Here is a 21,800-nt window from a genome sequence, read left to right on the forward strand (position 1 = left end):
GATCCTCTACCGGTGCCGCCTCAGTGGCGCCCCTTGACGATCTGCTCCTGGTTCACATCCTCGAGCGCCGCAGCGGCGACCTCTTCATGACCGGGCTTCGCGATCGCCTGGCCCTTGCCCGACTGGAACTCGAGGATGAACTCATCCGTCTTCTTCGCGAGCTCAGCGGCGGTGTCGTCGTCGAGCACGTTCGTCTCACGCAGCGTGTCGAGGATCGACGTGTTGCGGCGCAGGTAGTCCAGAAGCTCGCGCTCGAACGCCAGCACGTCCTCGACCTCGATCGAGTCGAGCTTGCCGTTGGTGCCGGCCCAGATCGAGACGACCTGCTCTTCGACCGGGTACGGCGAGTACTGCGGCTGCTTGAGCAGCTCGGTCAGGCGCGCGCCGCGGGCGAGCTGACGACGCGATGCCGCATCCAGGTCGCTCGCGAACATCGCGAACGCCTCGAGCGAGCGGTACTGGGCGAGCTCGAGCTTGAGCGTGCCGGAGACCTTCTTGATCGACTTGACCTGGGCGTCGCCGCCGACGCGGGACACCGAGATGCCGACGTCGACCGCCGGGCGCTGGTTCGCGTTGAACAGGTCGGACTGAAGGAAGATCTGGCCATCGGTGATCGAGATCACGTTGGTCGGGATGTAGGCCGACACGTCGTTGGCCTTCGTCTCGATGATCGGCAGACCCGTCATCGAGCCTGCACCCAGTTCGTCGGACAGCTTCGCGCAGCGCTCGAGCAGACGCGAGTGCAGGTAGAAGACGTCACCGGGGTAGGCCTCGCGCCCCGGCGGGCGGCGCAGCAGCAGCGACACAGCGCGGTAGGCCTCGGCCTGCTTCGACAGGTCGTCGAAGATGATCAGGACGTGCTTGCCCTCGTACATCCAGTGCTGGCCGATGGCCGAGCCGGTGTAGGGGGCGAGGTACTTGAAGCCCGCGGGGTCGGAGGCCGGAGCGGCGACGATCGTGGTGTACTCCATGGCGCCGGCGTCTTCGAGCGCGCCCTTCACCGAGGCGATGGTCGAGCCCTTCTGGCCGATGGCGACATAGATGCAGCGCACCTGCTTGTTCGTGTCGCCCGAGTCCCAGTTGGCCTTCTGGTTGATGATCGTGTCGATCGCGATGGCCGTCTTGCCGGTCTGGCGGTCGCCGATGATGAGCTGACGCTGACCCCTGCCGACGGGGATCATGGCGTCGATCGCCTTGATGCCGGTCTGCATCGGCTCGTGCACGCTCTTGCGCTGCATGACGCCCGGCGCCTGCAGCTCGAGGGCGCGACGGCCGGTGGTCGCGATGTCGCCGAGTCCGTCGATCGGGTTGCCGAGCGGGTCGACCACGCGGCCGAGGTAGCCGTCGCCGACCGCGACGGAGAGGACCTCGCCGGTGCGCGTGACCTGCTGGCCGGCCTCGACGCCGGAGAAGTCGCCCAGCACGACGACACCGATCTCGTGCTCGTCGAGGTTGAGGGCCAGGCCCTCGGTGCCGTCGGCGAAGCGAACGAGCTCGTTCGCCATGACGCCGGGGAGACCCTCGACGTGCGCGATGCCGTCAGCGGTGTCGATGACCGTGCCGACCTCGGTAGCCGCGGCGCCGCTGGGCTCGTAGGCGGCTGCGAAGTCCTTCAGCGCGTCACGAATGACGTCGGGGCTGATGGAGATGTCTGCCATTGTGATCCTTAGTGTTGAGGGGCCGCGGCCCCGAAGCCTCCGCCCGGGAGAGGCGGGAAGTCTGTGCTAGCCGGCGAGCCGGTGACGAAGGTCGGCCAGTCGCGACGACACGCTCGCGTCGATCACGTCGTCCGCGATCGCTACGCGCAGTCCGCCGACGACCGAGGGGTCGAGGACGAAGTTCAGCACGACCTTGGTGCCGTAGCGCTGGGTGAGCACCGCCGCGAGGCGGTCGAGCTGCGCGGTGCCCAGAGGTGCGGCGGCGTACACCGTCGCCACGGCCGTTCCCCGCTGATCGGCGGCGAGGCCGATCGCGCGGGAGAGCACCTGGCGCACGCGCCGCTCGCCCGGGCGCTGGATGACAGACGCCGCCACCAGCGTCGCCGCGGCGCTCGCGCGCCCGCCGAGCAGGCGCTGGACGAGCGCGGCCTTGCCGGAGTCGTCGCCCAGGCGTGAGCCGAGTGCGAGCTCGAGGTCGGGACTGCCCGCGACCGTGCGGGAGAACTGGAACAGCTCGCCCTCGATGTCGGCGTCGGGCTGCGCCCGCACCGCTGCGCGGATCGCGACCTCTTCGATGCCGTCGACCAGGTCGGCCGGCTTCGACCAGCGCTGCTCGGCCGCGGTGGTCAGCAGCCGCAGGGCGACCGGTCCGAGGACGGCGCCGAAGACGTCGGCGATGACCTTGAGCCGGGCTTCGGCGGATGCCGCGGAGTCGGCGAGCGCGCCGCTCAGCTGCGGCGAGTCGCCCACGGCGCGCGCAGCGGCGAACAGCTCGCCGGCCACGTCGAGGTCGACACCCGACGCGGCGTCGAGCGCCGCCGTCGTGGCCGCGAGGGCCTGAGTGGTCGCGCTCCCCATTACGCCTTCCCTGCCGTCTCGGACGCCTCGAGCTCGGCGAGGAAGCGGTCCACGACCGCCTGCGCCTTCGCGTCGTCGGACAGCGTCTCGCCGATCACGCCGCCGGCGAGGTCGAGGGCGATGCCGCCCACCTCGCTGCGCAGCGACACGAACGCCGCCTGGCGCTCGGCCTCGATCTGCGCGTGCGCGGACGAAGTCAGGCGCGCTGCCTCGCTGGTCGCGGCATCCCGCGCCTCGGCGACGATCTTCTTGCCGTCCTCGCGAGCCGCATCGCGGATCTCACCGGCCTCTTTGCGCGCGTCGGCGAGCTGGGCGGTGTACTCCTCGAGCGCGGCCTCGGCCTTGCGCTGGGCCTCGTCGGCCTTGGCGATGTTGCCTTCGATCGCGGCGCTGCGCTCATCGAGCAGCTTCTTCATCTTGGGAAGGGCGACCTTCCAGAAGACGATGAGGATGACGATGAAGCAGACCGACGACCAGATGATGTCGTACCACGCGGGGATAAGCGGGTTGTTGACCTCCGCCCCCTCCTCCGCGGCGTACGCGACAAGAGCGTTCAGCATCCTGCCTCCTTCTCGATGAAGATGCGGCTACGGGAAGGGGATGAAGCCCACGGCGATGCCGACGAAGGCGAGCGCCTCGGTGAAGGCGATACCGATCCACATGAGCACCTGCAGGCGGCCGGCGAGCTCGGGCTGGCGCGCCACGCCCTCGATCGTCTTGCCGACGACGATGCCCACGCCGATGGCGGGACCGATGGCAGCGAGGCCGTAGCCGACGGCGGCGAGGTGACCGTTGACCTCGGCGAGAACCGTAGTTGCGTCCACGGGGGTGTTTCCTTTCGGTTGTGGGCGGCTTTCGGGCCGTCCCGTTTCAGTGCTCTTCGGCGACCGCGAGCTGGATGTAGACCGCGGTGAGGATCGCGAAGACGTAGGCCTGCAGAACGGCGACGAGGATCTCGAACACTGTGAAGGCGAAGCCGAAGGCAAGGGTGCCTGCGCCGAGGGTCGCCCACCAGCTGCCCGCAGTGAACAGGAAGAACTGCGTGGCCGAGAAGCACAGGACCAACAGCAGGTGGCCGACCACCATGTTCATGAGGAGTCGCAGCGTGAGCGTCACCGGACGGATGATGAACGTCGAGATGAGTTCGATGGGCGTGACGATGATGTAGACCGGCCACGGCACGCCGGCCGGGAAGAGCGCGTTCTTGAAGAAATTCGTCGGGCTCTTCTTGATGCCCGCGTAGATGAACGTGACGTAGCTCACGATCGCGAGGGTCAGCGGCACCGCGATGATGCTGGTGCCCGCGATGTTCAGGAACGGGATGATGCCCGTGATGTTCATGAACAGGATCATGAAGAACATCGTGGTGAGGATCGGCAGGAACCGATCGCCGTCCTTACGGCCGAGCAGATCGTGCGCGATATTGACGCGCACGAAGTCGAGTCCCATCTCAACCAGGCTCTGGAAACGACCGGGCACGACGCGCATGCGACGCGTGCCCAGCCAGAAGACCACGATCACTGCGATCGTCGCCAGGATCTGGATGAGGTGGATGCGGTTCACCGGGATCACGCCGAAGAGGTCGAACAGCGTGTCGGGGAAGAACTCGTCGATCGAAGGGCCGTGGAATCCACCCCCGTCCTCAGCGGACATGGGGGCGATCAGGGTCGCAATGTAAGTAGACAGCGCTGGCTCCAGCTTCGGGGCACCGAACGGAGTCGGTACGACGATTGGGTTGGTGAGCGGCATTCCGCAAGAGCTCGCAGAAGCGAGTGCGCGGGCGCCAGATCAGCCTATCAAACTCCCGTGCTGCCCGACGACGCCGAAGGGCCGTCGGAATCGCCGGGTGCGGCATCGGTCTCGTCGACAGTCTCGGGCAACGAGATGTCGCTCACGTGCGGGATGCGCATGCGCAGAAGCACGACCACATCGATCGCGAGAGAGGCCAGCACGCTCGCCACGAGCGCCACGAAGAACACCACGGGCTCGATCCACGGCTGGCCGCGCAGCACGAGCAGCAGAACGATGAAGACGACCAACTTGAGGATCCAGCCGCCGAGCACGATGCCGAAGAACACCGGCACGTACAGTTCGTCGCCGAACCAGCGGTTGGCGATCAGGATGCTGGCCGCCGTGATGCCGAGGAAGACCGCGGCCACCAGCACTCCGGCGAGCGCGCTCCACAGGCCGGTCGTGCCGGCGACGAGGAATCCGATCACCGCCGCGAGCACGAGGAGGATGCCGGTGACGATCCCCGACCACACGAGGGTCGTGCGCAGAATGGGCGTGCTGCTGACAGGGCTGGGGGTCATCGGGCGTCCTCCAGGACGGGAAGGGGCGCCGGCGTCGGCCGGCGCGTGGGAATGAGCGTGACGACCAGGCAGGCCGCGACGCCCACCAGTCCGAACAGCACGCCGAAGAGGTAGCCGCCCGGCCAGTCCTCCTGCGTGCCGATGTACATCAGCAGCACCGCCAGACCCACGATCGAGGTCCACGCGTAGAAGATGAGCGTCGCGTCGCGGTCGGTGTGACCCATGTCGAGCATGCGGTGGTGCAGGTGCTTGCGGTCGGGCGAGAACGGCGACTTGCCTTTGCTCATGCGCCGCACGACCGCCAGCCCGAAGTCCAGCAGCGGCAGGAGCACCACGACCACCGGCAGCAGGATCGGGATGAACGCACCGAGCAGCTGCGAGCGCCCGAACTCATCGGGGTCGAGCATCGACGGCTCGAACTGGCCTGTGATCGCGATCGCGGAGCACGCCATGAGCAGGCCCAGCATGAGCGCGCCGGAGTCGCCCATGAAGAGCTTCGCGGGGCTCCAGTTCAGCGGCAGGAAGCCCGCGCACGCCCCGATCAGCACCGCCGCGATGAAGGACGCGAGGTTGAAGTAGGTCGTCGATCCGAAGTCGCGCACGAGCATGTAGGAGTACGCGAAGAAGATCGCGTTCGCGATGAGGCAGACGCCCGCGACGAGCCCGTCGAGCCCGTCGATGAAGTTGACGGCGTTCATCACGATCACGATCGACATCACCGTCAGGATGAAGCTCACCCACGGCGAGACCACGACGAGCCCGCCGATGGGCAGCGACAGGATCTGGAGCTTGCCGAACCACGCGATGATCCCCGCCGCCAGGAACTGCGCCCCCAGCTTGATCATCCAGTCGAGGTCCCACAGGTCGTCGGCGACTCCGACGACGACGATCAGCAGAGTGGCCGCGAGGATCGCGTAGATGCGCTCGGGCCGATCCCAGAAGATCGCGAAGTACGGATGCCGTGACGACACCGCGAAGGCCGCCATGACGCCGAGGAACATCGCCACCCCGCCCAGGCGCGGAGTCGGGGTCTTGTGGACGTCGCGCTCGCGGATGCCGGGGTAGATCTTGTACCTGAGGCTCAGGCGCCACACCGTCCACGCCAGCACGAGCGTGACGGCAGCGGTGAGGATGACGATGAAGACGTACTGCTTCACTCGATGCCGCCCGGGAAAGGGCTGGATGCGGCATCCGTGCGGTCTGCCTCGAGCAGGTCGCCGAGCACGTCGCGCAGCGAATCCCGAGAGACGGTGCCCTCGCGAAGCACCCGGATGACCGGATCGTCAGACCCGACCAGTCGCGTCGCGTCGACGATCGTCGACGAGATGCCCTTCTGAGACGGGCCGTCGTCGAGGTACGCCTCGACGCTGTCGCCGAGCATGCGCTGGGCCTCTTTGGCGACGATCGCCGCCGGGACGCCGGTGCGGTTGGCGCTGGAGACCGCGAGCGGACCGGTCTCCTCCAGCAGCTCGAGCGCGATGCGGTGAGCGGGCATGCGCACCGCGACCGTTCCGCGCGTCTCGCCGAGATCCCACGACAGCGACGGCTGCGCCGGCAGCACGATCGTGAGACCCCCGGGCCAGAACGCCTCGACGAGCCGCTCGACGGGCTCGGGCACCTCGGCCGCCAGCGCGCGGAGCGTGCGCACGCCCGGCACCAGCACGGGCGGCGGGGACTGCCGGCCGCGGCCCTTCGCGTCAAGGAGCCGCTGCACCGCCGAAGCGCTGAACGCGTCGGCGGCGACGCCGTACACGGTGTCGGTGGGCATCACGATGAGTTCACCGCGGCCGATCGCCTGACGCGCGTGACGCATTCCGGCGAGCAGCTGCGCTTCGTCACGGCAGTCGTAGAGGGGGGACATGTCCGGTCCAGTCTAGTTCGGGAGCCTGCGCGGCCGCCGTCATACGGCGGGTGCCGTCAGGGGCGGATCGCGGTGGTCGCCCGGTCGCGGAGCGTGAGGTCCTGGTGGGTCGCGGCGGCGCGCCAGCCGTCCGCGGCGAGCAGCCGCCGGACCGGCTCGCCCTGCCATTCCCCGTGCTCGAGCACGAGGGTGCCGCCCGGATGAAGCAGCCGCAGCCCCACGCGGCTCAGGTCCCGCACGACGTCGAGTCCGTCCTCTCCCCCGTACAGGGCCGCGGGCGGGTCGAAGAACCGCACCTCGGGGTCGCGCGGGATCGCGGCATCCGGCACATACGGGGGATTCGACACCAGAACCGACACGGTGCCGTCGAGCTCGGGGAACGCGTGCTCGAGGTCGACGAACGCCAGCCGGGCGTTGGCGGCGCCGATGAGGGCGAAGTTCTCCTTCGTCCAGACGAACGCGTCGACGGAGTTCTCGGCAGCGTGCACGCGCGCGTGCGGCACCTCGGTCGCCAGCGCCAGGGCGATCGCGCCGCTGCCGGTCCCGAGGTCGACCGCGACGGGGGCGGGGGATGCCGCGGCCATGAGCGCGTCGATCGCGAGCTGCGCGACCGTCTCGGTCTCGGGCCGGGGCACGAACACGCCCGGCCCGACGCGCAGTTCGAGGTGGCGGAAGGGCGCGATGCCGGTGAGGTGCTGCAGCGGCTCGCGCGTGGCGCGGCGGGCGACCAGGCCCGCCAGCGCCGCCGCCGTCGCCGTGTCGAGAGCATCGCCGCGCAGCCGGGCCGCCTCGACCTCGCCGCGGCCGATGCCCATCACGTGCGCCGCGAGGAGCACCGCGTCGACCCCCGGGTCGGTGACGCCGGCGCGGGTCAGCACCGCCACGGCGTCGGAGAGGGCGCGCGCGAGAGCCACGTTCGGCGCGGGCTCAGCAGGAAGATCTTCGGGACGCATACGAGCGATAAGCCTACCCACGCGACACGTCACAAATCACCGAGAGCCGGCGCGCTCGCCTAGGCTTGATCGGACGTCTGCTCGCACTTGAAGGGACCGCTATGCCCGGCATCCACTCCGACATCACCACCGCGTTCGGGAACACCCCGCTCGTGCGGCTCAACGCCGTGACCGAGGGAGTCGGAGCCGAGATCTACGCAAAGCTCGAGTTCTTCAACCCGGCATCGAGCGTCAAGGATCGCCTCGGCATCGCGCTCGTGAACGCGGCCGAGGAGTCCGGCCAGCTGCCTCCGGGCGGCACCATCGTCGAGGCCACCAGCGGCAACACCGGCATCGCCCTGGCGATGGTCGGCGCGGCCCGCGGCTACAAGGTCATCCTCACGATGCCCGCGTCGATGTCGAAGGAGCGCCGACTCCTGCTGAAGGCGTTCGGCGCCGACCTCGTGCTCACCGACCCGACGAAGGGCATGATCGAGTCGCTGCGCGTCGCCAACGAGATCGTCGAGGCCACGCCCGGCGCGATCCTCGCCAAGCAGTTCGAGAACGCCGCGAACCCCGCGATCCACCGCAAGACGACCGCCGAAGAGATCTGGCGCGACACCGAGGGCGACGTCGACATCTTCGTCGCCGGCATCGGCACGGGCGGAACCATCACCGGCGTCGGCCAGGTGCTCAAGGAGCGCAAGCCCGACGTGCAGGTCATCGCGGTCGAGCCCAAGGACTCCCCCATGCTGACCGAGGGCCACCCCGGTCCCCACAAGATCCAGGGCATCGGGCCGAACTTCGTTCCCGCGATCCTCGACCGCGACATCATCGACGAGGTCATCGACGTCGAGTTCGAGCCGTCGCTGGCGACCGCGCGCGAGCTCGCCGCCAAGGAGGGCCTGCTCGTGGGCATGTCCAGCGGCGCCGCCGTGTGGGCCGCGCTCGAGGTGGCCAAGCGCCCCGAGAACGCGGGCAAAAAGATCGTCGTGATCGTGCCCGACACCGGCGAGCGCTACCTCACCACAGCACTCTTCGCAGACCTGCGCGAGGACTGAGGTGCGAGCCTGGGATCGCGTGCGGGAAGACCTCGCTGCCGCGAAGCTGCGTGATCCCGCCGCGCGCGGCGCCCTCGAGATCGCACTGCTCTACCCGGGACTGCACGCCGTGTGGTGGCACCGGGTGTGGCACGCGCTGTGGGTGCGGCGCCTGCGCTTCCTCGCGCGCGCGGGATCTCAGCTCACCCGCTGGTTCACCGGCATCGAGATCCATCCCGGCGCCACGATCGGCCGCCGCTTCTTCATCGACCACGGGATGGGCGTCGTCATCGGCGAGACCGCCGAGGTCGGCGACGACGTCATGCTCTACCACGGCGTGACGCTCGGCGGCCGCACGACCGACGGGGGCAAGCGCCACCCCACGCTCGAAGACGGCGTGGCGGTCGGCTCCGGCGCGAAGATCCTCGGGCCCATCCGGATCGGGGCGCGCTCGGTCGTCGGCGCGAACGCCGTCGTCACGCGCGACGCGCCGGCCGACAGCATCCTCGTCGGGGTTCCCGCGAAGCCGCGCGCGCGCCGCGCGGGCGAAGACACGCGCGCCATCCTCACTGCCCCCGAGTACGTGATCTGACGCGAGGCGCGTGCCCGCGGCTGGTGGGACAGCGGAGCCGTCACCCGTGCCAGCGCGCGATGTTCGCCAACCACTGGTCGACCTCGCGCTGACCGCACAGTCGGATGACGGGCCAGCCGGCAGCGGCGCGCTCGGCCATGCTCGCACGCGTCGACGCGTGGCGCGTCCAAGTCCAGAGCACGATGTTCTCATGCGGGTCTCGGCTGAGCCAGGTCGCGGGTCGCTCCCTGTTGCCGTGCCACAGATCTTGGCGCAGGATGCCACGCCGCAGCGTGCGCCAGATCACCCGGCGCATGACGACGCCGCGCGGATGATCCAACCACACGACGGTGTCGGCGCCTCCCGGTGTGCCCGGATCGAGCAGCCCGTCGAGCCGCGACGCCCAATTGCCATCGACCACCCATCCGTCCGGATGCGCACGAGCGAAGTCACGGACGAGTTCCCGCGCCTCATCGAGGTCGCGATAGGTCCACCCGGCATCCCAGAAGACGGCGTCCAACTCAAGACGCGGGAGCCCCGTCACGCGAGAGATCCCGGCCGCGAGTCGTGACTTGCCAGCGCCGGAGACCCCGATCACGCGGATGCGGCGCGGGCGCTCAGGGGGCGGCATCCCGACAGACTATGAGCCCCGGCGCTGCTGCGCCTGATTCTTGATGAACAGCGGTGGAAGCAGCCACGTCGCAAGCGCCGTCACCAGCCATACGGCGAGCGTGCCGATGATCCACGCGACCGGCCCGTCGATGCCGATGCCCGCGGCAGGGATCAGCACGGCGACGAGGAGCGCGACGAACGTCGACAGCAGGCCGATGCCGCCCATCAGGGCGTGCGCGTGGCGGCGCGTGATCTTCAGCAGCCACGGAGCGAGGATGCTCTGCAGCACCGCGAAGACGACGACGGCGAGAACAATCCCCCACCAATCGCTCCAGTGCAGCGAGAAGCCCGGCAGCAGGAGGTCGGCCGCCACGAGCCCGAGGAACGCGGAGACGAGGAAGATCACACCGCGAATGAGGATTGCGATCACGCGCTCACCCTAGCGGCCCCTGTCGCCCGCACCGCGGAAGTGCGCGGTGCCGGACCCATCTTCGCCGAATGATGCGCCGGATGAGCCTCAGGCAGGGCGGAGCAGTCAGGCGTCGGCGCCGAGGGCGGCCAGGCGCGCCTCTTCGTCGGCGGCGATCGCCGAGTCGATGATCGGGTCGAGGGCGCCGTCCATCACCTGGTCGAGGTTGTACGCCTTGTAGCCGGTGCGGTGGTCGGCGATGCGGTTCTCGGGGAAGTTGTACGTACGGATCCGCTCGGAGCGGTCCATGCCGCGGATCTGCGACCGACGAGCGTCGGATGCCGCGGCATCCAGCTCTTCCTGCTGCTTCGCCAGCAGTCGGGCACGCAGCACGCGCATGCCGGCCTCGCGGTTCTGCAGCTGTGACTTCTCGTTCTGCATCGACACCACGATCCCGGTGGGAAGGTGGGTGATGCGCACAGCGGAGTCGGTCGTGTTCACGGACTGACCGCCGGGACCCGACGAGCGGAAGACGTCGATCTTCAGGTCGCTCTGTTCGATGTGGATCTCTTCGGGTTCGTCGACCTCGGGGAACACCAGCACCCCCGTCGTGGAGGTGTGGATGCGCCCCTGCGACTCGGTCGCCGGCACGCGCTGCACGCGGTGCACGCCGCCCTCGTACTTGAGGTGCGCCCACACGCCCTGCGCGGGGTCGGTGGACGACCCCTTGATCGCGACCTGAACGTCCTTGTAGCCGCCGAGGTCGGACTCGTTGCGTTCGAGCAGCTCCGTCTTCCAGCCCTTCGACGCGGCGTACTGCAGGTACATGCGCAGCAGGTCGGCCGCGAACAGCGCCGACTCGGCGCCGCCCTCGCCCTGCTTGATCTCCATGATCACGTCGCGCGCGTCATCGGGGTCGCGTGGGATCAGCAGGCGCCGCAGCTTCTCCTGCGCGTCGGCGAGCTTCGCCTCGAGCGCCGGAACCTCTGCGGCGAACGCCTCGTCCTCACGAGAGAGCTCGCGCGCGGCATCGAGATCATCGGATGCCGCAGCCCACGCCTCGTGGGCCGCGACGATCTTCGACAGCTCGGCATACCGCCGGTTGACGCGCTTGGCCCGCGCCGCGTCGGCATGCACGGCCGGATCGGAGAGCTCGGTCTGAACGGCCTTGTGCTCTTCGATCAGGCTCTTCACCGAATCGAACACGCCACTGCCCCGACGTCAGCGGATGCTGTTGTCGTGCGCGTGGCTGTGGCCGCCGCCGTGCCCGTTCGCAGGCGTCGGGATCGACTTCTGCATCTGCACCAGGAACTCGACGTTCGACTGCGTCTCCTTCAGCTTGCCGAGCACGACCTCGAGGGCCTGCTGAGTGTCGAGGCCCGCGAGGGCACGACGCAGCTTCCAGGTGATCTTGACCTCGTCGGGCGACAGCAGCATCTCTTCGCGACGTGTCGACGATGCGTTGACGTCCACCGCCGGGAAGATGCGCTTGTCGGCGAGTTGGCGGCTCAGACGCAGCTCGCTGTTGCCGGTGCCCTTGAACTCCTCGAAGATGACGTCGTCCATCTTGGAGCCGGTCTCGACGAGCGCGGTCGCGAGGATCGTGAGCGAGCCGCCGTTCTCGATGTTGCGCGCGGCGCCGAAGAAGCGCTTGGGCGGGTAGAGAGCGGACGCGTCGACACCGCCGGTCAGCACGCGCCCCGAGGTCGGCGCCGAGATGTTGTAGGCGCGACCCAGGCGCGTGATCGAGTCGAGCAGCACGACCACGTCGCGACCGAGCTCGACCAGGCGCTTCGCGCGCTCGATCGCGAGCTCGGCGACCGTCGTGTGGTCCTCGGCGGGACGGTCGAAGGTCGAGGCGATGACTTCGCCCTTGACCGTGCGCTGCATGTCGGTGACCTCTTCGGGCCGCTCGTCGACGAGCACGACCATGAGGTGCACCTCGGGGTTGTTGGTCGCGATGGCGTTCGCGATCTGCTGCAGCACGATCGTCTTGCCGGCCTTGGGCGGCGCGACGATCAGGCCGCGCTGGCCCTTGCCGATCGGGGCGACCAGATCGATGATCCGCTGCGTGAGCTTCTCGGGCGCCGTCTCGAGGCGCAGGCGCTCCTGCGGGTACAGCGGCGTGAGCTTGCCGAACTCGACGCGGGTCGCCGCGTCTTCGACGGAGAGCCCGTTGACCGCGTCGACCTTGACCAGCGCGTTGTACTTCTGGCGGCTGGACTGCTCGCCCTCGCGCGGCTGCTTGATCGCGCCGACGACCGCGTCGCCCTTGCGGAGGTTGTATTTCTTGACCTGGCCGAGCGAGACGTAGACGTCGCTCGTGCCGGGGAGGTACCCGGTCGTGCGCACGAAGGCGTAGTTGTCGAGCACGTCGAGGATGCCCGCGATCGGGATCAGGACGTCGTCCTCGCCGATCTCGGTCTCGAACTCGTCGGTGCCGGGCTGGCCGCGGCGCTTGTTGCGCTGGCGGTTGCGGCTGTTCGCCGACTGACCCTGCTGGTCGTCGTCGGCGTCGCCGGCGGGAGCAGCCGGCTGCTGCGCCTGGGGCTGCTGGCTCTGGCCCTGCGCAGGCTGCGCGGCGGCTGCCTGGCCGTTCTGACCGCCACGGCTGCGGCTGCGGCTGCGGCTGCGGCCGCGGCTCGAGCGGGCGGGGGTCTCGTCGGCGGATGCGTCGGCCTGCTCGTCGCCGGTCGTCGTGGCCTCGGCGGTCTCGCCGGCGGATGAACTCGATGCATCGCCTTCGTCGACACTCGATCCGGCCGCATCGACCGGCGCCTCGGCGGCGGCGTCCGCGGTCGCCTCTTCGGCGGCGGGCGCGGCGGGCTCGTCGGCGGCGGGCGCGGCGGCCTCGTCGGCGGCAGGCGCGGTCTCAGCCGGGGCGGCCTCGTCGGCCGGGGCCACGACCGGCTCGGCGGGGACGTCGGTGCTCTTGGCGCGGCGCGGAGCGCGCTTGCGCGGCGCCTTCACCGGGGCGACGGGCGCCTCCGCGGGCTCGGCGGGCGCCTCCGTCTCGGCGGCGGGCGCCTGCTCGGCAGCCGGCTCGGCCGGAACCTCGGCGACGATCTCTGCCGCGGTCTGTTCGGCAGCCGCCTCCGCGGCGACCTCCTCGGCCGGAGCCTCGGTCACCGGCTCTTCGACCGGCGCCTCGTCGGCGGGCGCCTCTTCGACCGGCGCCTCGTCGGCCGGAGCCTCGACCTCGTCGGCCGGAGCGTTGGCCGGAGCCTCGACCTCGTCGGCCGGCGCGTCGGCTGCGGCATCCGACGTCTCGGCGTCAGCCTCGACAGCGGTGTGCTCGGCCTCGACGGCCGGCGAGCTGGTCGTTTCGACGCCCTCGAGCGCGTCGGTGCGCTCCTCGGACGACGAGTCGACGGAATGGATCTCGGAGATGGACTCCACGAGTACTCCCTTGTGAAACGAAATGGATTGACTCCGCACGGAGACGTGCAAAACGGGTCAGACCCGTCTTGTCATCGGCAGGGAAGCTGATGAGGTGGGGGGCCGTGCGGGGGCTCGCAGAATTGCGACGGAGGCCAGATTCACGTGCTACGTGGAACCCTCCGTTTGATCCTTCACTGTACCACCCTTGAAGTCGACGGCGAGCATCAGCGCCTCCCACGGGGTTTTCGAGACGGATGCCGCGACCTCTGCCGCCTCGAGCCGACGGCCTGGTCCGTCGGCCAGGACCAGCACGCTCGGACCCGCGCCCGAGACGACGGCGGCGAACCCCGCCTCGCGCAGCGCCCGGATCAGCCGCTCGGTCTCGGGCATCGCCTGCGCGCGGTAGTTCTGGTGGAGCTTGTCCTCGGTGGCGGCGAGCAGCAGTTCGGGGCTCTGCGTGAGCGCGGCGATCAGCAGCGCCGACCGCGAGACGTTGAACACGGCATCCTCGCGCGGCACCTGGAGGGGCTGGAGGCTGCGCGCGAGACTCGTCGACATGGTGAAGTCCGGCACGAAGACCACGGGCGACACCCCGCGATGCACGAGCAGCTTCTTGTACTGCGGTCCGGTCTCGTCGACCCACGCGATCGTGAGTCCACCGAACAGGGCCGGAGCGACGTTGTCGGGATGGCCCTCGAGCTCGGTCGCGAGCCGCAGCAGGGTGTCGGGGCCGATCGCGACGTCGCCTTCGAGGAGGCCCTTGGCCGCGAGCAGGCCCGACACGACCGCCGCGCCGGACGATCCCATGCCCCGGCCGTGCGGGACGACGTTGTTCGCCTCGAGTCTGAGTCCGGGCATCCGCCGCCCCACCGCCTCGTACGCGTACGCGATCGAGCGGACGATGAGGTTCGACGCATCTGTCGGGATGTCGTCCGCGCCGGCGCCGGTGACGTGCACCTCGAGCTCGCCCTCGGCAAGGGCCGTCACGACGAGTTCGTTGTAGACGCTCAGCGCGAGACCGAGCGTGTCGAAGCCGGGTCCGAGGTTCGCGCTCGTCGCGGGAACCCGGACGCGCACGCTGCGCCCGGGGGCGGGTGAGACGGCGGCGGCCATTCAGTCGCCTTCCACGCGCAGCACCGACACGACGCGCTCGACCACGCCGCTCGCGGCGAGCCGATCGACCGTCGCGCTGAGGTTCGCCTCGCGCGCCTTGTGGGTGCCGATCACGAGCCGGGCGACCGTGTCGCTGGCCGGCTCGGCGCCCGCGCCGCCGTTTCCGGGAACCGGCTCCGAACGCACCGTCTGCTCGACGGTCGCGATCGAGACCTCGCCGTCGCTCAGGATGCCCGCGACCGTCGCCAGCACGCCGGGCTGGTCGTCGACCTCAAGGGTGATCTGATAGCGCGTGGTGACCGCGTCGATCGGAAGGATCGGAAGGTTCGCGCGGGTGGACTCCCCCACGCCGACTCCGCCGGCGATATGGCGGCGCGCAGCCGAGACGACGTCGCCGAGCACCGCCGAGGCGGTCTGCACGCCGCCTGCCCCGGCGCCGTAGAACATGAGGTTGCCAGCGGCCTCGGCCTGCACGAAGACGGCGTTGTTCGCACCGCGCACGCTCGCCAGCGGGTGGTCGCGGCGCACGAGGGCCGGGTACACGCGCACCGAGATCGCATCTCGATACGCGGTTCGGTTGTCGAGTAGCGGCGCAGACGCGTATCGAGACACGCCGCTGCTCGTTGACCGCACTTCCGAGGACTCCGTCAGCCGCTCGCACACCGCGAGGAGCTTGATGACGTACCCGGCGTGGCGGGCGGCGTCCATCATCGCCTTGTCGACGCCCGTGATGCCCTCGCGGTGCACGGCGTCCAGCGGCACGGTGGTGTGGAACGCGAGGCTCGCGAGGATCGCGGCCTTCTGCGCGGCGTCGAAGCCCTCGATGTCGGCCGTCGGGTCGGCCTCGGCATAGCCGAGCCGCTGCGCGTCGGCGAGGACATCGGCGAACTCGGCGCCCTCTGAGTCCATGCGGTCGAGGATGTAGTTCGTCGTGCCGTTGACGATGCCCATGATGCGCTGCACGCGGTCACCGGCGAGCGAGTCGCGCAGCGGCCGGATGATCGGGATCGCACCCGCCGCGGCGGCCTCGTAGTACACCTGCGCGCCGACCTGGTCGGCGGCCTCGAAGATCTCGGGGCCGTGGGTGGCCAGCAGCGCCTTGTTGGCGGTCACGACGTCGGCGCCCGAGTTGATCGCATGCAGCAGGTGCGCGCGGGCCGGCTCGATTCCGCCCATCAGCTCGATCACGATGTCGGCCCCCGTGATGAGCTGCTCGGCGTCGGTGGTGAACAGCTCGCGCGGCAGATCCGTCTCGCGCGGCGCGTCGGGGTTGCGCACCGCGATTCCCACCAGCTCGAGGTGCGCGCCCGCCCGGTCGGCGAGCTCGTCGCCGTGGCGGCGCAGCAGCGAGGCGACCTGCGACCCTACGGCTCCGGCGCCCAGCAGCGCCACCCTCAATCGTCGGTAGTCAGTCATTCGTTCCCTTCCCCCGTGGTGCCCTGTGCCGGCGCCGCAGCGTCGCGGGCCAGCAGATCGTCGATCGTCTCGCCGCGCACGATGACCCGCGCGCTCCCCTGCCGCACCGCGACCACCGGGGGGCGGGGCATCCAGTTGTAGTTGCTCGACAGCGAGAAGCAGTACGCGCCCGTCGCGGGCACCGCGAGCAGATCGCCCGGGGCGATGTCGGCCGGGAGGTACTCGTGGTCGACGACGATGTCGCCGGACTCGCAGTGCTTGCCGACCACGCGCGACAGCTGCGGCACGGCATCGCTCGTGCGCGAGGCGATGCGCGCGGAGTACTGCGCCCCGTAGAGGGCGGTGCGCGGGTTGTCGCTCATGCCGCCGTCGACGCTCACGTACAGGCGCGTGAGGTCGTCGCCGAGGGCTACGGGCTTGGTGGTGCCGACCTGGTACAGCGTCACCCCGGCGCGCCCCACGATCGCGCGCCCGGGCTCGAAGGCGAGGTTGGGCATCGGGATGCCGCGCACCGCGCACTCGCGCGCCACGGCGTCGGCGATGCCCGTCGCCAGATGCTCGATGGGCGTCGGGTCGTCAGCGGCGGTGTAGGCGATGCCGAACCCGCCGCCGAGGTTCAGGACCGGGATCTCGCCGCCGGCGAGCAGTTCGGCGTGCAGCTCCACGACGCGGGCCGCGGACTCCTCGAACCCGGCGGTGCCGAAGATCTGCGAGCCGATGTGGCAGTGCAGGCCCACGAACCGCAGACCCGGAACCTCGCGGATGCGGGCGACGGCGGCCCCGGCATCGGTCAGCGTGAAGCCGAACTTCTGGTCTTCGTGAGCCGTGGCGAGGAAGTCGTGCGTCTCGGCGTGCACGCCGCTGTTGACCCGCACGAGCACCGCCTGCGTCGCGCCGCGGCGCTCGACGATCGCGGCGAGGCGTTCGAGCTCGATGAAGCTGTCGATCACGATCGAGCCGACGCCGGCCTCGACCGCGCGCTCCAGCTCGGCCTCGCTCTTGTTGTTGCCGTGGAACCCGAGCCTGGCAGGGTCGGCGCCCGCGGCGAGCGCGACCGCCAGCTCGCCGACCGAGCACACGTCGACGGCGAGCCCCTCCTCAGTGACCCACCGCACGACCTCGGTCGACAGGAACGCCTTGCCCGCGTAGTACACGCGCGCCTGCGCGCCGCGCAGCGCCGCCGCGGCGCGGAAGGCGTCAAGCGTGCGGCGCGCGGTCTGACGCACCGCGTCCTCGTCGAGGACGTACAGCGGGGTGCCGAAGCGCTCGCGCAGCTCGGTGACCGCCACCCCGCCGATCTCGAGCACGCCGTGCTCGTCGCGGACGGCGGATTCGGGCCACACCGCGGGGACGAGCCCGTTCGGGTCGGACGGCACCGCGAGCCAGCGCGGCACCGGCTGCGAAGCGGACGAGACGGCGGACACAGGTGACCAATCAGGTGGGGTGGATCGGCGGGGCCGATGGTTGACAGCCCGGCGCGCAGTGGGGGGATTCACGCGCGCGCCGCACGGTACGTGCAGTCTAATCGCACGCAGATGCCGCCCCCTCGCGCGCGCCGCAGGTAGCGTGGTCAACGACGCCGGTGCGGCGTCCGGAGGAACGGGAGGGCTACATGACCTGGAACATCGACGTCGTGCGGGCGAGATCCGTGTGCGAGACCACCGAACACCATGCGGAGGGAATCGACACCACCGCGACCGCAGTGGCCAACGCCTTCGCCACTGTGCAGAGCGCGGCCGCTGAGGCCACCCAGACCGCGGCGGCACTTCGCGAGGTCGCCGCCGACCCGTTCCTGATCCGGCTCGCCGGCATGCGGCGCATGGTCACGACGGTCACCCAGACCACCGCGCACGTCATCGACCTGTACGAATCCGCTGATCTCGAGATGGCCGCGTCCACGCAGACGTCGATGCGGGGCCTGCAGCCGTGAACCCGCCCGTCCGGATCCCGTCCTCGGCGGCGGTCTCCGCCGCCGCCGACACCCTCGCGTCCACCATCGACGCGCTGGATGACACCGTGCTGGAGGTGACCGGCACCTGGAGCGGACTGGGCAGCGTGTACTCCGCCCCCGAGGCCGAGATCGCTTACCAGGCGATGGCCCCGCTGTCACCGGCGCAGACCGATCTCACGACGGACCTCTCCACCGCCGTAGCAGCCCTGCGCACCTTCGCCGAGGCTCTCACGGCGCTCGAGGTCCGCCGCGCCGAGCTAGTGTCGGACATCGCGCTGGCCACCGCGGCCTGGCCGCCGTCTCCGACGACTCCGACGGTTTCCGAAGTGACGGCGCAGCTCGCGCGGTTCGCCGCGGACGCCGCGACCGTCGACGCCGACTGCGCGCGTGCGTTGCGCGCACTCCGCGACAGCGCATCGTGGTTGCTCACCGGCGCGGTGGCGCCGTTCACCGGAAACGTGGGCAGCGGTGTGCAAGGTCTCGCCGCCGAATTGCTGCAGCGCTATCGCGGGACCCTGCTCGTGCCGGGCCCCGGCGCGGTGCTCCCCGACTCGATCAGCCTGCCGGCATCGGCGATCAACCCCACCTGGCCGCGCAACGTCGTCAACGGGCAGACCTGGGTGCAGCGCCCCTCGGGGATATGGGTGCTCGAAAGCAACCTGCTGCCCGATGGGCAGCCCCCTGCCGGGACTCTCCCCGGCTGGCAGGCGCGACCGCAGTTCACCCCGGCTCCGGAGATCGGCACGCCACCGGCGTGGGCGCGTTTCGGCGGACGCGCTCTCACCGTTGCGGGCGCGGGACTGACGTACTGGAGCGTGTACGGCGAGAGCTACAACGACACCCTGACCCGGCATCCGGACTGGACCGACGAGCAGCGTCAGCAGGAGGCACTCGTCGACAGCGCAGTCGTGGGGACGAGCTCGGTCGCCGCCGGCGCCGGGGGCGCGTAGGGCGGCGCGGCGGCGGGAGCGGCGATCGGCTCGATCTTTCCCGGCCCCGGCACGCTGATCGGAGGCATAGTCGGGGGGATCATCGGCGGTGTCGCCGTCGGATGGGCGGGCCAGGAGGCATCGCAGGAGATCCTGGATCAGGTGCGAGGCGACACGGACGAGATCATCATGGCACCCGGCCCGCTCGGGCCCGGCACCGACGAGGCGAACGATGGAGGGGTCGTATGATCACCGCGGTCTGGCTGGTCGCACTGGCGCTCATCGTCGCGGGCGTCCTCGCGTACGCCGGCGTGTGGAAGCGCTGGGCCGTCTCGACGCGCGGCTTCGGCACCTTCATGGGCTTCAGCTGGCTCTACCTCGGCATCGCCCTCGTGTTCGCCGCCCTCTCGCTCACCCTGTCCCGCTCAGGCGAGCCGCTGTTCTTCGCGCTTGTCGCGCTGGCGGGGACGGCTCTCATCGTCGCGATCGTCGGCTTCTGGTGGCTGCCGGCGTTCCTGCAGCCGCGGTGGTTCCGCACGGCGCGCTCGGCGGCGCTCGCGGGAGAGGGGCGGCGGTGAGGTTCTCCACCGAAGACGCCTCTGCGCGCGGCGCCGCCGACGTCGTCGAGGTCGAGACCCCGCACGCCGCTCTGCGCTACCCCGGCACGTTCGAGCCCATGCGGGTCGACGCCGCCGACCTCGTGCTGGTGACCCGCGACGATCCGCCTGGATTCCGGCCGAATCTCGTGCTCACATCGGTGCTCAGCACGGCCCCGCTCCCCGACGCCGCGATGTCGGCTCTGCTGGCCGCGCCTGCGCAGCATCCGGCCGCCCGAGTGCTGAGCTGCGACCTGTGGGATCTCGCCGACGTTGAGGGCGGCGACGACACCGCGCTGGGCCGGCGGATCGTGTTCCTGTACCGCGGCGACGACACTCGCGACGTGCTGGTGCACAAGTGGGTGTGGGCGACCGGTCAGCACCACGTGCACCTGTCCGCAAGCTGCCTGCCGTCGCAGGCCGAGGCGCTCGTGCCGGCGTTCACGTGGATCGCGAGATCGCTGCGCCTGTCGGCTCCGGATGCCGCGGTCCGCGCCGCGGCCGTCGCGACCGGCGCCGCCCCGGTGGACGCCGAGGCGAGCCTGGGCGTCGGGGTGCCACTCGAGGACCTGGGGTCTTTTCCGCTTCTGTCCTGGCTCTGCCCCGGCTCGGCGGTGACCCTCGACGCTTTGCAGGCGCTGCTGGACGGGGCGAGTCGAAGCCGGATCGGCGCATCGGCCGGCATCCTCCCCAAGGCCCTGCGCGACACCGCTGAGGCCGCCGAACTGGTCTCGGCCGGCTGGCTCGACGAGCGCGGGAAGCTCTCCACGCCGGGATCGGATGCCGCGACCGCCCTCGCCGACGGCACGGCATGGGTCATCGCGAAAGTGCGCCGTGGCTCTCGCGCCGCGCTCCTGCGGGCCTATCCGCACCGCCGGGGGGTGCTCGTCGTACGGGACGCGCATCCGGACGAGTCTCCGCTCGACTCCGACCGCCTCCGGATCGTCTCGCACGCCTCGAACGATCAGCTCCCGGGCCTGGTGGCCGCGTGGATCGGGCTCGGGCCGGCGTGGTCGTTCACCCCCGACGCAGACGACATCGACCCCCGCGACCTGGAGAGCCACCTCGCGCACGATCCGGGGGTCGAGCCGTGGGACGAATTCCTCGTGCGGACTCCGCTCGGAGAGTGGTACGGTGTGCGCTCTCCGTCCCGCGGCTTCCTGAGCATCGGCGCACCGGCCGAGGGGCGGCATCCGGTCACCCCGCTGCCGAGCGGCGCGCTGGCCGATGCCCTGCTGAGGCTCGCCTCCGGCTGACGGGTCTCATCGACCGGCGCTCGTGGGTCGACCGCCCTTGCCGACGAGGCCACGCCGGATTGCGCGCGTCACGTGCAGGAGCCGGTCTCTTGCAGCAAGGGATCGTGCAGCATCCCCGGTGCGATGTCGAAGCCCGCGACGAGCGTGTCGCCCGACACCGCGACGCTCGCGAGCGTCAGGCCGGACGGCAGGTACTGGGCCACGCACACGCCCCAGTCGCGCAGCACGACGTCCGCGATCGCGCCGAAGCGGTCGTGCAGCTCGTCGGCGCCGATGTCGGCCCCGGCGAGCTGCAGCGCGGCGGGGCTCAGCACGAGGTCGCCGTCCGCAGCGGACGGCGTGAGCGCCACGCCGACCGGGAACGACAGGCCGAACAGGCTCACCTGCGTCGACATCGTGACGTCCGGCTCGTCGATGCCGAGCGATCCTGCGGGAAACCCGTCGACCTGAGACATCAGGGTGCGCAACTGCTCCTCGGTCATCGTCACCGAGGCTGAGGCATCCGCCATCGGCCCGTCACCGCGCACCGGCACACCGTGCGCAATGATGACCACGTCGCCCGAGAACGCGTCACGTGAGACGTCGTCGGCAGAGATCGTGATCGTGCCGATGGTTCCGGCGGCCAACTGAGGGATGACAAGGCCCGGAACCTCCACCTGCACGCCGGATGCGTCGACCCCCGCCGTCTTCGAGATCTGCTCGCGCACCGCCTTGACCATGAGGTCGCGCACCAGCGCATCGGCGAGGAGGAACGCCGCGACGGCCAGGGCGATCACGATGATCCCCGAGACGATCCACGGCCAGGCCGAGCGGCGCCGGGGCCGATCCGGCTTCGGCGCGGACTCACCGGGCAGCGGGAGCGTGGGGTGCTGGTCCGACGTGGTCATGGCATGTTCCCCCCCCGC

At 70.4% G+C, this 21,800-nt stretch carries 23 protein-coding genes; 6 read left to right on the forward strand and 17 right to left on the reverse strand.

The genetic code is table 11. From position 1 onward, the window contains the following. Window positions 1–20 precede the first annotated feature (20 nt). The 9 genes from atpA to prmC form a co-directional block, all read right to left on the reverse strand. Window positions 21–1,658, reverse strand: coding sequence for a F0F1 ATP synthase subunit alpha (gene atpA / locus AB1K54_RS05080; RefSeq protein WP_371201634.1), 1,638 nt, complete (start codon window positions 1,656–1,658; stop codon window positions 21–23). A gap of 66 nt (window positions 1,659–1,724) precedes the next feature. After that, on the reverse strand, window positions 1,725–2,516 hold the full coding sequence (locus AB1K54_RS05085; RefSeq protein ID WP_371201635.1) for a F0F1 ATP synthase subunit delta: 792 nt from the start codon (window positions 2,514–2,516) through the stop codon (window positions 1,725–1,727). Continuing rightward, window positions 2,516–3,076: a F0F1 ATP synthase subunit B gene (locus AB1K54_RS05090; RefSeq protein ID WP_371201637.1), complete on the reverse strand. Its 561-nt coding sequence runs from the start codon at window positions 3,074–3,076 to the stop codon at window positions 2,516–2,518. The genes AB1K54_RS05085 and AB1K54_RS05090 overlap by 1 nt, the downstream gene beginning before the upstream one ends. Window positions 3,077–3,103: 27 nt before the next feature. After that, window positions 3,104–3,340: an ATP synthase F0 subunit C gene (gene atpE, locus AB1K54_RS05095; RefSeq protein ID WP_332837199.1), complete on the reverse strand. Its 237-nt coding sequence runs from the start codon at window positions 3,338–3,340 to the stop codon at window positions 3,104–3,106. Between the two features lie 46 nt (window positions 3,341–3,386). Further along, window positions 3,387–4,169 (reverse strand): F0F1 ATP synthase subunit A, encoded by a 783-nt coding sequence (gene atpB / locus AB1K54_RS05100; RefSeq protein ID WP_371201638.1) that lies wholly within the window; start codon window positions 4,167–4,169, stop codon window positions 3,387–3,389. A gap of 143 nt (window positions 4,170–4,312) precedes the next feature. Then, the gene (locus tag AB1K54_RS05105; RefSeq protein ID WP_371201639.1) at window positions 4,313–4,828 is read right to left on the reverse strand and encodes a hypothetical protein; all 516 of its coding nucleotides are present in this window, start codon (window positions 4,826–4,828) and stop codon (window positions 4,313–4,315) included. After that, entirely contained in the window at window positions 4,825–5,985 is a 1,161-nt protein-coding gene (locus AB1K54_RS05110) for an MraY family glycosyltransferase (RefSeq protein WP_371201641.1), read from the reverse strand. Before AB1K54_RS05110 ends, AB1K54_RS05105 begins: the two co-directional genes overlap by 4 nt. Further along, entirely contained in the window at window positions 5,982–6,689 is a 708-nt protein-coding gene (locus tag AB1K54_RS05115) for an L-threonylcarbamoyladenylate synthase (RefSeq protein WP_371201642.1), read from the reverse strand. The genes AB1K54_RS05110 and AB1K54_RS05115 overlap by 4 nt, the downstream gene beginning before the upstream one ends. A gap of 56 nt (window positions 6,690–6,745) precedes the next feature. Beyond that, window positions 6,746–7,642: a peptide chain release factor N(5)-glutamine methyltransferase gene (prmC, locus tag AB1K54_RS05120; protein ID WP_371201643.1), complete on the reverse strand. Its 897-nt coding sequence runs from the start codon at window positions 7,640–7,642 to the stop codon at window positions 6,746–6,748. A 101-nt stretch (window positions 7,643–7,743) separates the two neighbouring features. Between prmC and cysK the strand changes: the two genes are divergently transcribed. Beyond that, window positions 7,744–8,682 carry a cysteine synthase A gene (gene cysK / locus AB1K54_RS05125; protein WP_371201644.1) on the forward strand — a complete coding sequence of 313 codons (939 nt, stop codon included), beginning with the start codon at window positions 7,744–7,746 and terminating at the stop codon, window positions 8,680–8,682. A 19-nt stretch (window positions 8,683–8,701) separates the two neighbouring features. Beyond that, window positions 8,702–9,253 (forward strand): serine O-acetyltransferase EpsC, encoded by a 552-nt coding sequence (gene epsC, locus AB1K54_RS05130; RefSeq protein WP_371201646.1) that lies wholly within the window; start codon window positions 8,702–8,704, stop codon window positions 9,251–9,253. Between the two features lie 40 nt (window positions 9,254–9,293). On the opposite strand, the gene AB1K54_RS05135 is transcribed toward epsC, so the two are convergent. The 7 genes from AB1K54_RS05135 to lysA form a co-directional block, all read right to left on the reverse strand. Beyond that, complete coding sequence (locus AB1K54_RS05135; RefSeq protein ID WP_371201647.1) at window positions 9,294–9,863, reverse strand: toxin; 570 nt, start codon at window positions 9,861–9,863, stop codon at window positions 9,294–9,296. A 9-nt stretch (window positions 9,864–9,872) separates the two neighbouring features. Continuing rightward, the gene (locus tag AB1K54_RS05140; protein WP_371201648.1) at window positions 9,873–10,274 is read right to left on the reverse strand and encodes a hypothetical protein; all 402 of its coding nucleotides are present in this window, start codon (window positions 10,272–10,274) and stop codon (window positions 9,873–9,875) included. Window positions 10,275–10,379: 105 nt separating this feature from the next. Then, a complete protein-coding gene (gene prfA / locus AB1K54_RS05145; RefSeq protein WP_371201650.1) occupies window positions 10,380–11,459 on the reverse strand; it encodes a peptide chain release factor 1 in 1,080 nt (359 codons plus the stop codon). 15 nt (window positions 11,460–11,474) lie between these two features. Beyond that, window positions 11,475–13,652: a transcription termination factor Rho gene (gene rho, locus AB1K54_RS05150; protein WP_371201651.1), complete on the reverse strand. Its 2,178-nt coding sequence runs from the start codon at window positions 13,650–13,652 to the stop codon at window positions 11,475–11,477. A 147-nt stretch (window positions 13,653–13,799) separates the two neighbouring features. Further along, window positions 13,800–14,747, reverse strand: coding sequence for a homoserine kinase (gene thrB, locus AB1K54_RS05155; protein WP_371201652.1), 948 nt, complete (start codon window positions 14,745–14,747; stop codon window positions 13,800–13,802). Beyond that, window positions 14,748–16,163, reverse strand: coding sequence for a homoserine dehydrogenase (locus AB1K54_RS05160; protein ID WP_371201653.1), 1,416 nt, complete (start codon window positions 16,161–16,163; stop codon window positions 14,748–14,750). Continuing rightward, window positions 16,160–17,587 (reverse strand): diaminopimelate decarboxylase, encoded by a 1,428-nt coding sequence (gene lysA, locus AB1K54_RS05165; protein ID WP_371201655.1) that lies wholly within the window; start codon window positions 17,585–17,587, stop codon window positions 16,160–16,162. Before lysA ends, AB1K54_RS05160 begins: the two co-directional genes overlap by 4 nt. 188 nt (window positions 17,588–17,775) lie before the next feature. Here lysA and AB1K54_RS05170 point away from each other — a divergent pair, with 188 nt between their 5' ends. From AB1K54_RS05170 to AB1K54_RS05185, 4 genes are all read left to right on the forward strand, one after another. Beyond that, window positions 17,776–18,093 carry a DUF6507 family protein gene (locus AB1K54_RS05170; RefSeq protein ID WP_371201656.1) on the forward strand — a complete coding sequence of 106 codons (318 nt, stop codon included), beginning with the start codon at window positions 17,776–17,778 and terminating at the stop codon, window positions 18,091–18,093. Further along, complete coding sequence (locus tag AB1K54_RS05175; RefSeq protein ID WP_371201657.1) at window positions 18,090–19,064, forward strand: hypothetical protein; 975 nt, start codon at window positions 18,090–18,092, stop codon at window positions 19,062–19,064. The genes AB1K54_RS05170 and AB1K54_RS05175 overlap by 4 nt, the downstream gene beginning before the upstream one ends. 224 nt (window positions 19,065–19,288) lie before the next feature. Beyond that, window positions 19,289–19,621, forward strand: a complete 333-nt coding sequence (locus AB1K54_RS05180; RefSeq protein WP_371201658.1) for a hypothetical protein — start codon at window positions 19,289–19,291, stop codon at window positions 19,619–19,621. Next, complete coding sequence (locus AB1K54_RS05185) at window positions 19,618–20,895, forward strand: hypothetical protein (protein ID WP_371201659.1); 1,278 nt, start codon at window positions 19,618–19,620, stop codon at window positions 20,893–20,895. The genes AB1K54_RS05180 and AB1K54_RS05185 overlap by 4 nt, the downstream gene beginning before the upstream one ends. 68 nt (window positions 20,896–20,963) lie before the next feature. Here the strand turns inward: AB1K54_RS05185 and AB1K54_RS05190 are convergent, their stop codons facing one another. After that, window positions 20,964–21,782: a DUF2993 domain-containing protein gene (locus AB1K54_RS05190; protein ID WP_371201660.1), complete on the reverse strand. Its 819-nt coding sequence runs from the start codon at window positions 21,780–21,782 to the stop codon at window positions 20,964–20,966. Window positions 21,783–21,800 lie beyond the last annotated feature (18 nt).

Origin of the sequence: Microbacterium sp. BWT-B31 (assembly GCF_041379855.1) — a bacterium.
Classification (GTDB): Bacteria; Actinomycetota; Actinomycetes; order Actinomycetales; family Microbacteriaceae; genus Microbacterium.

Excerpts from the sequence above, each read along its gene's own strand:
- atpA (WP_371201634.1), bottom strand. The coding sequence starts at position 1,658 with ATGGCAGACATCTCCATCAGCCCCGACGTCATTCGTGACGCGCTGAAG.
- AB1K54_RS05085 (WP_371201635.1), bottom strand. The coding sequence starts at position 2,516 with ATGGGGAGCGCGACCACTCAGGCCCTCGCGGCCACGACGGCGGCGCTC.
- AB1K54_RS05090 (WP_371201637.1), bottom strand. The coding sequence starts at position 3,076 with ATGCTGAACGCTCTTGTCGCGTACGCCGCGGAGGAGGGGGCGGAGGTC.
- atpB (WP_371201638.1), bottom strand. The coding sequence starts at position 4,169 with ATGTCCGCTGAGGACGGGGGTGGATTCCACGGCCCTTCGATCGACGAG.
- AB1K54_RS05105 (WP_371201639.1), bottom strand. The coding sequence starts at position 4,828 with ATGACCCCCAGCCCTGTCAGCAGCACGCCCATTCTGCGCACGACCCTC.
- AB1K54_RS05115 (WP_371201642.1), bottom strand. The coding sequence starts at position 6,689 with ATGTCCCCCCTCTACGACTGCCGTGACGAAGCGCAGCTGCTCGCCGGA.
- prmC (WP_371201643.1), bottom strand. The coding sequence starts at position 7,642 with ATGCGTCCCGAAGATCTTCCTGCTGAGCCCGCGCCGAACGTGGCTCTC.
- cysK (WP_371201644.1), top strand. The coding sequence starts at position 7,744 with ATGCCCGGCATCCACTCCGACATCACCACCGCGTTCGGGAACACCCCG.
- AB1K54_RS05135 (WP_371201647.1), bottom strand. The coding sequence starts at position 9,863 with ATGCCGCCCCCTGAGCGCCCGCGCCGCATCCGCGTGATCGGGGTCTCC.
- thrB (WP_371201652.1), bottom strand. The coding sequence starts at position 14,747 with ATGGCCGCCGCCGTCTCACCCGCCCCCGGGCGCAGCGTGCGCGTCCGG.
- AB1K54_RS05160 (WP_371201653.1), bottom strand. The coding sequence starts at position 16,163 with ATGACTGACTACCGACGATTGAGGGTGGCGCTGCTGGGCGCCGGAGCC.
- AB1K54_RS05170 (WP_371201656.1), top strand. The coding sequence starts at position 17,776 with ATGACCTGGAACATCGACGTCGTGCGGGCGAGATCCGTGTGCGAGACC.
- AB1K54_RS05180 (WP_371201658.1), top strand. The coding sequence starts at position 19,289 with ATGATCACCGCGGTCTGGCTGGTCGCACTGGCGCTCATCGTCGCGGGC.
- AB1K54_RS05190 (WP_371201660.1), bottom strand. The coding sequence starts at position 21,782 with ATGACCACGTCGGACCAGCACCCCACGCTCCCGCTGCCCGGTGAGTCC.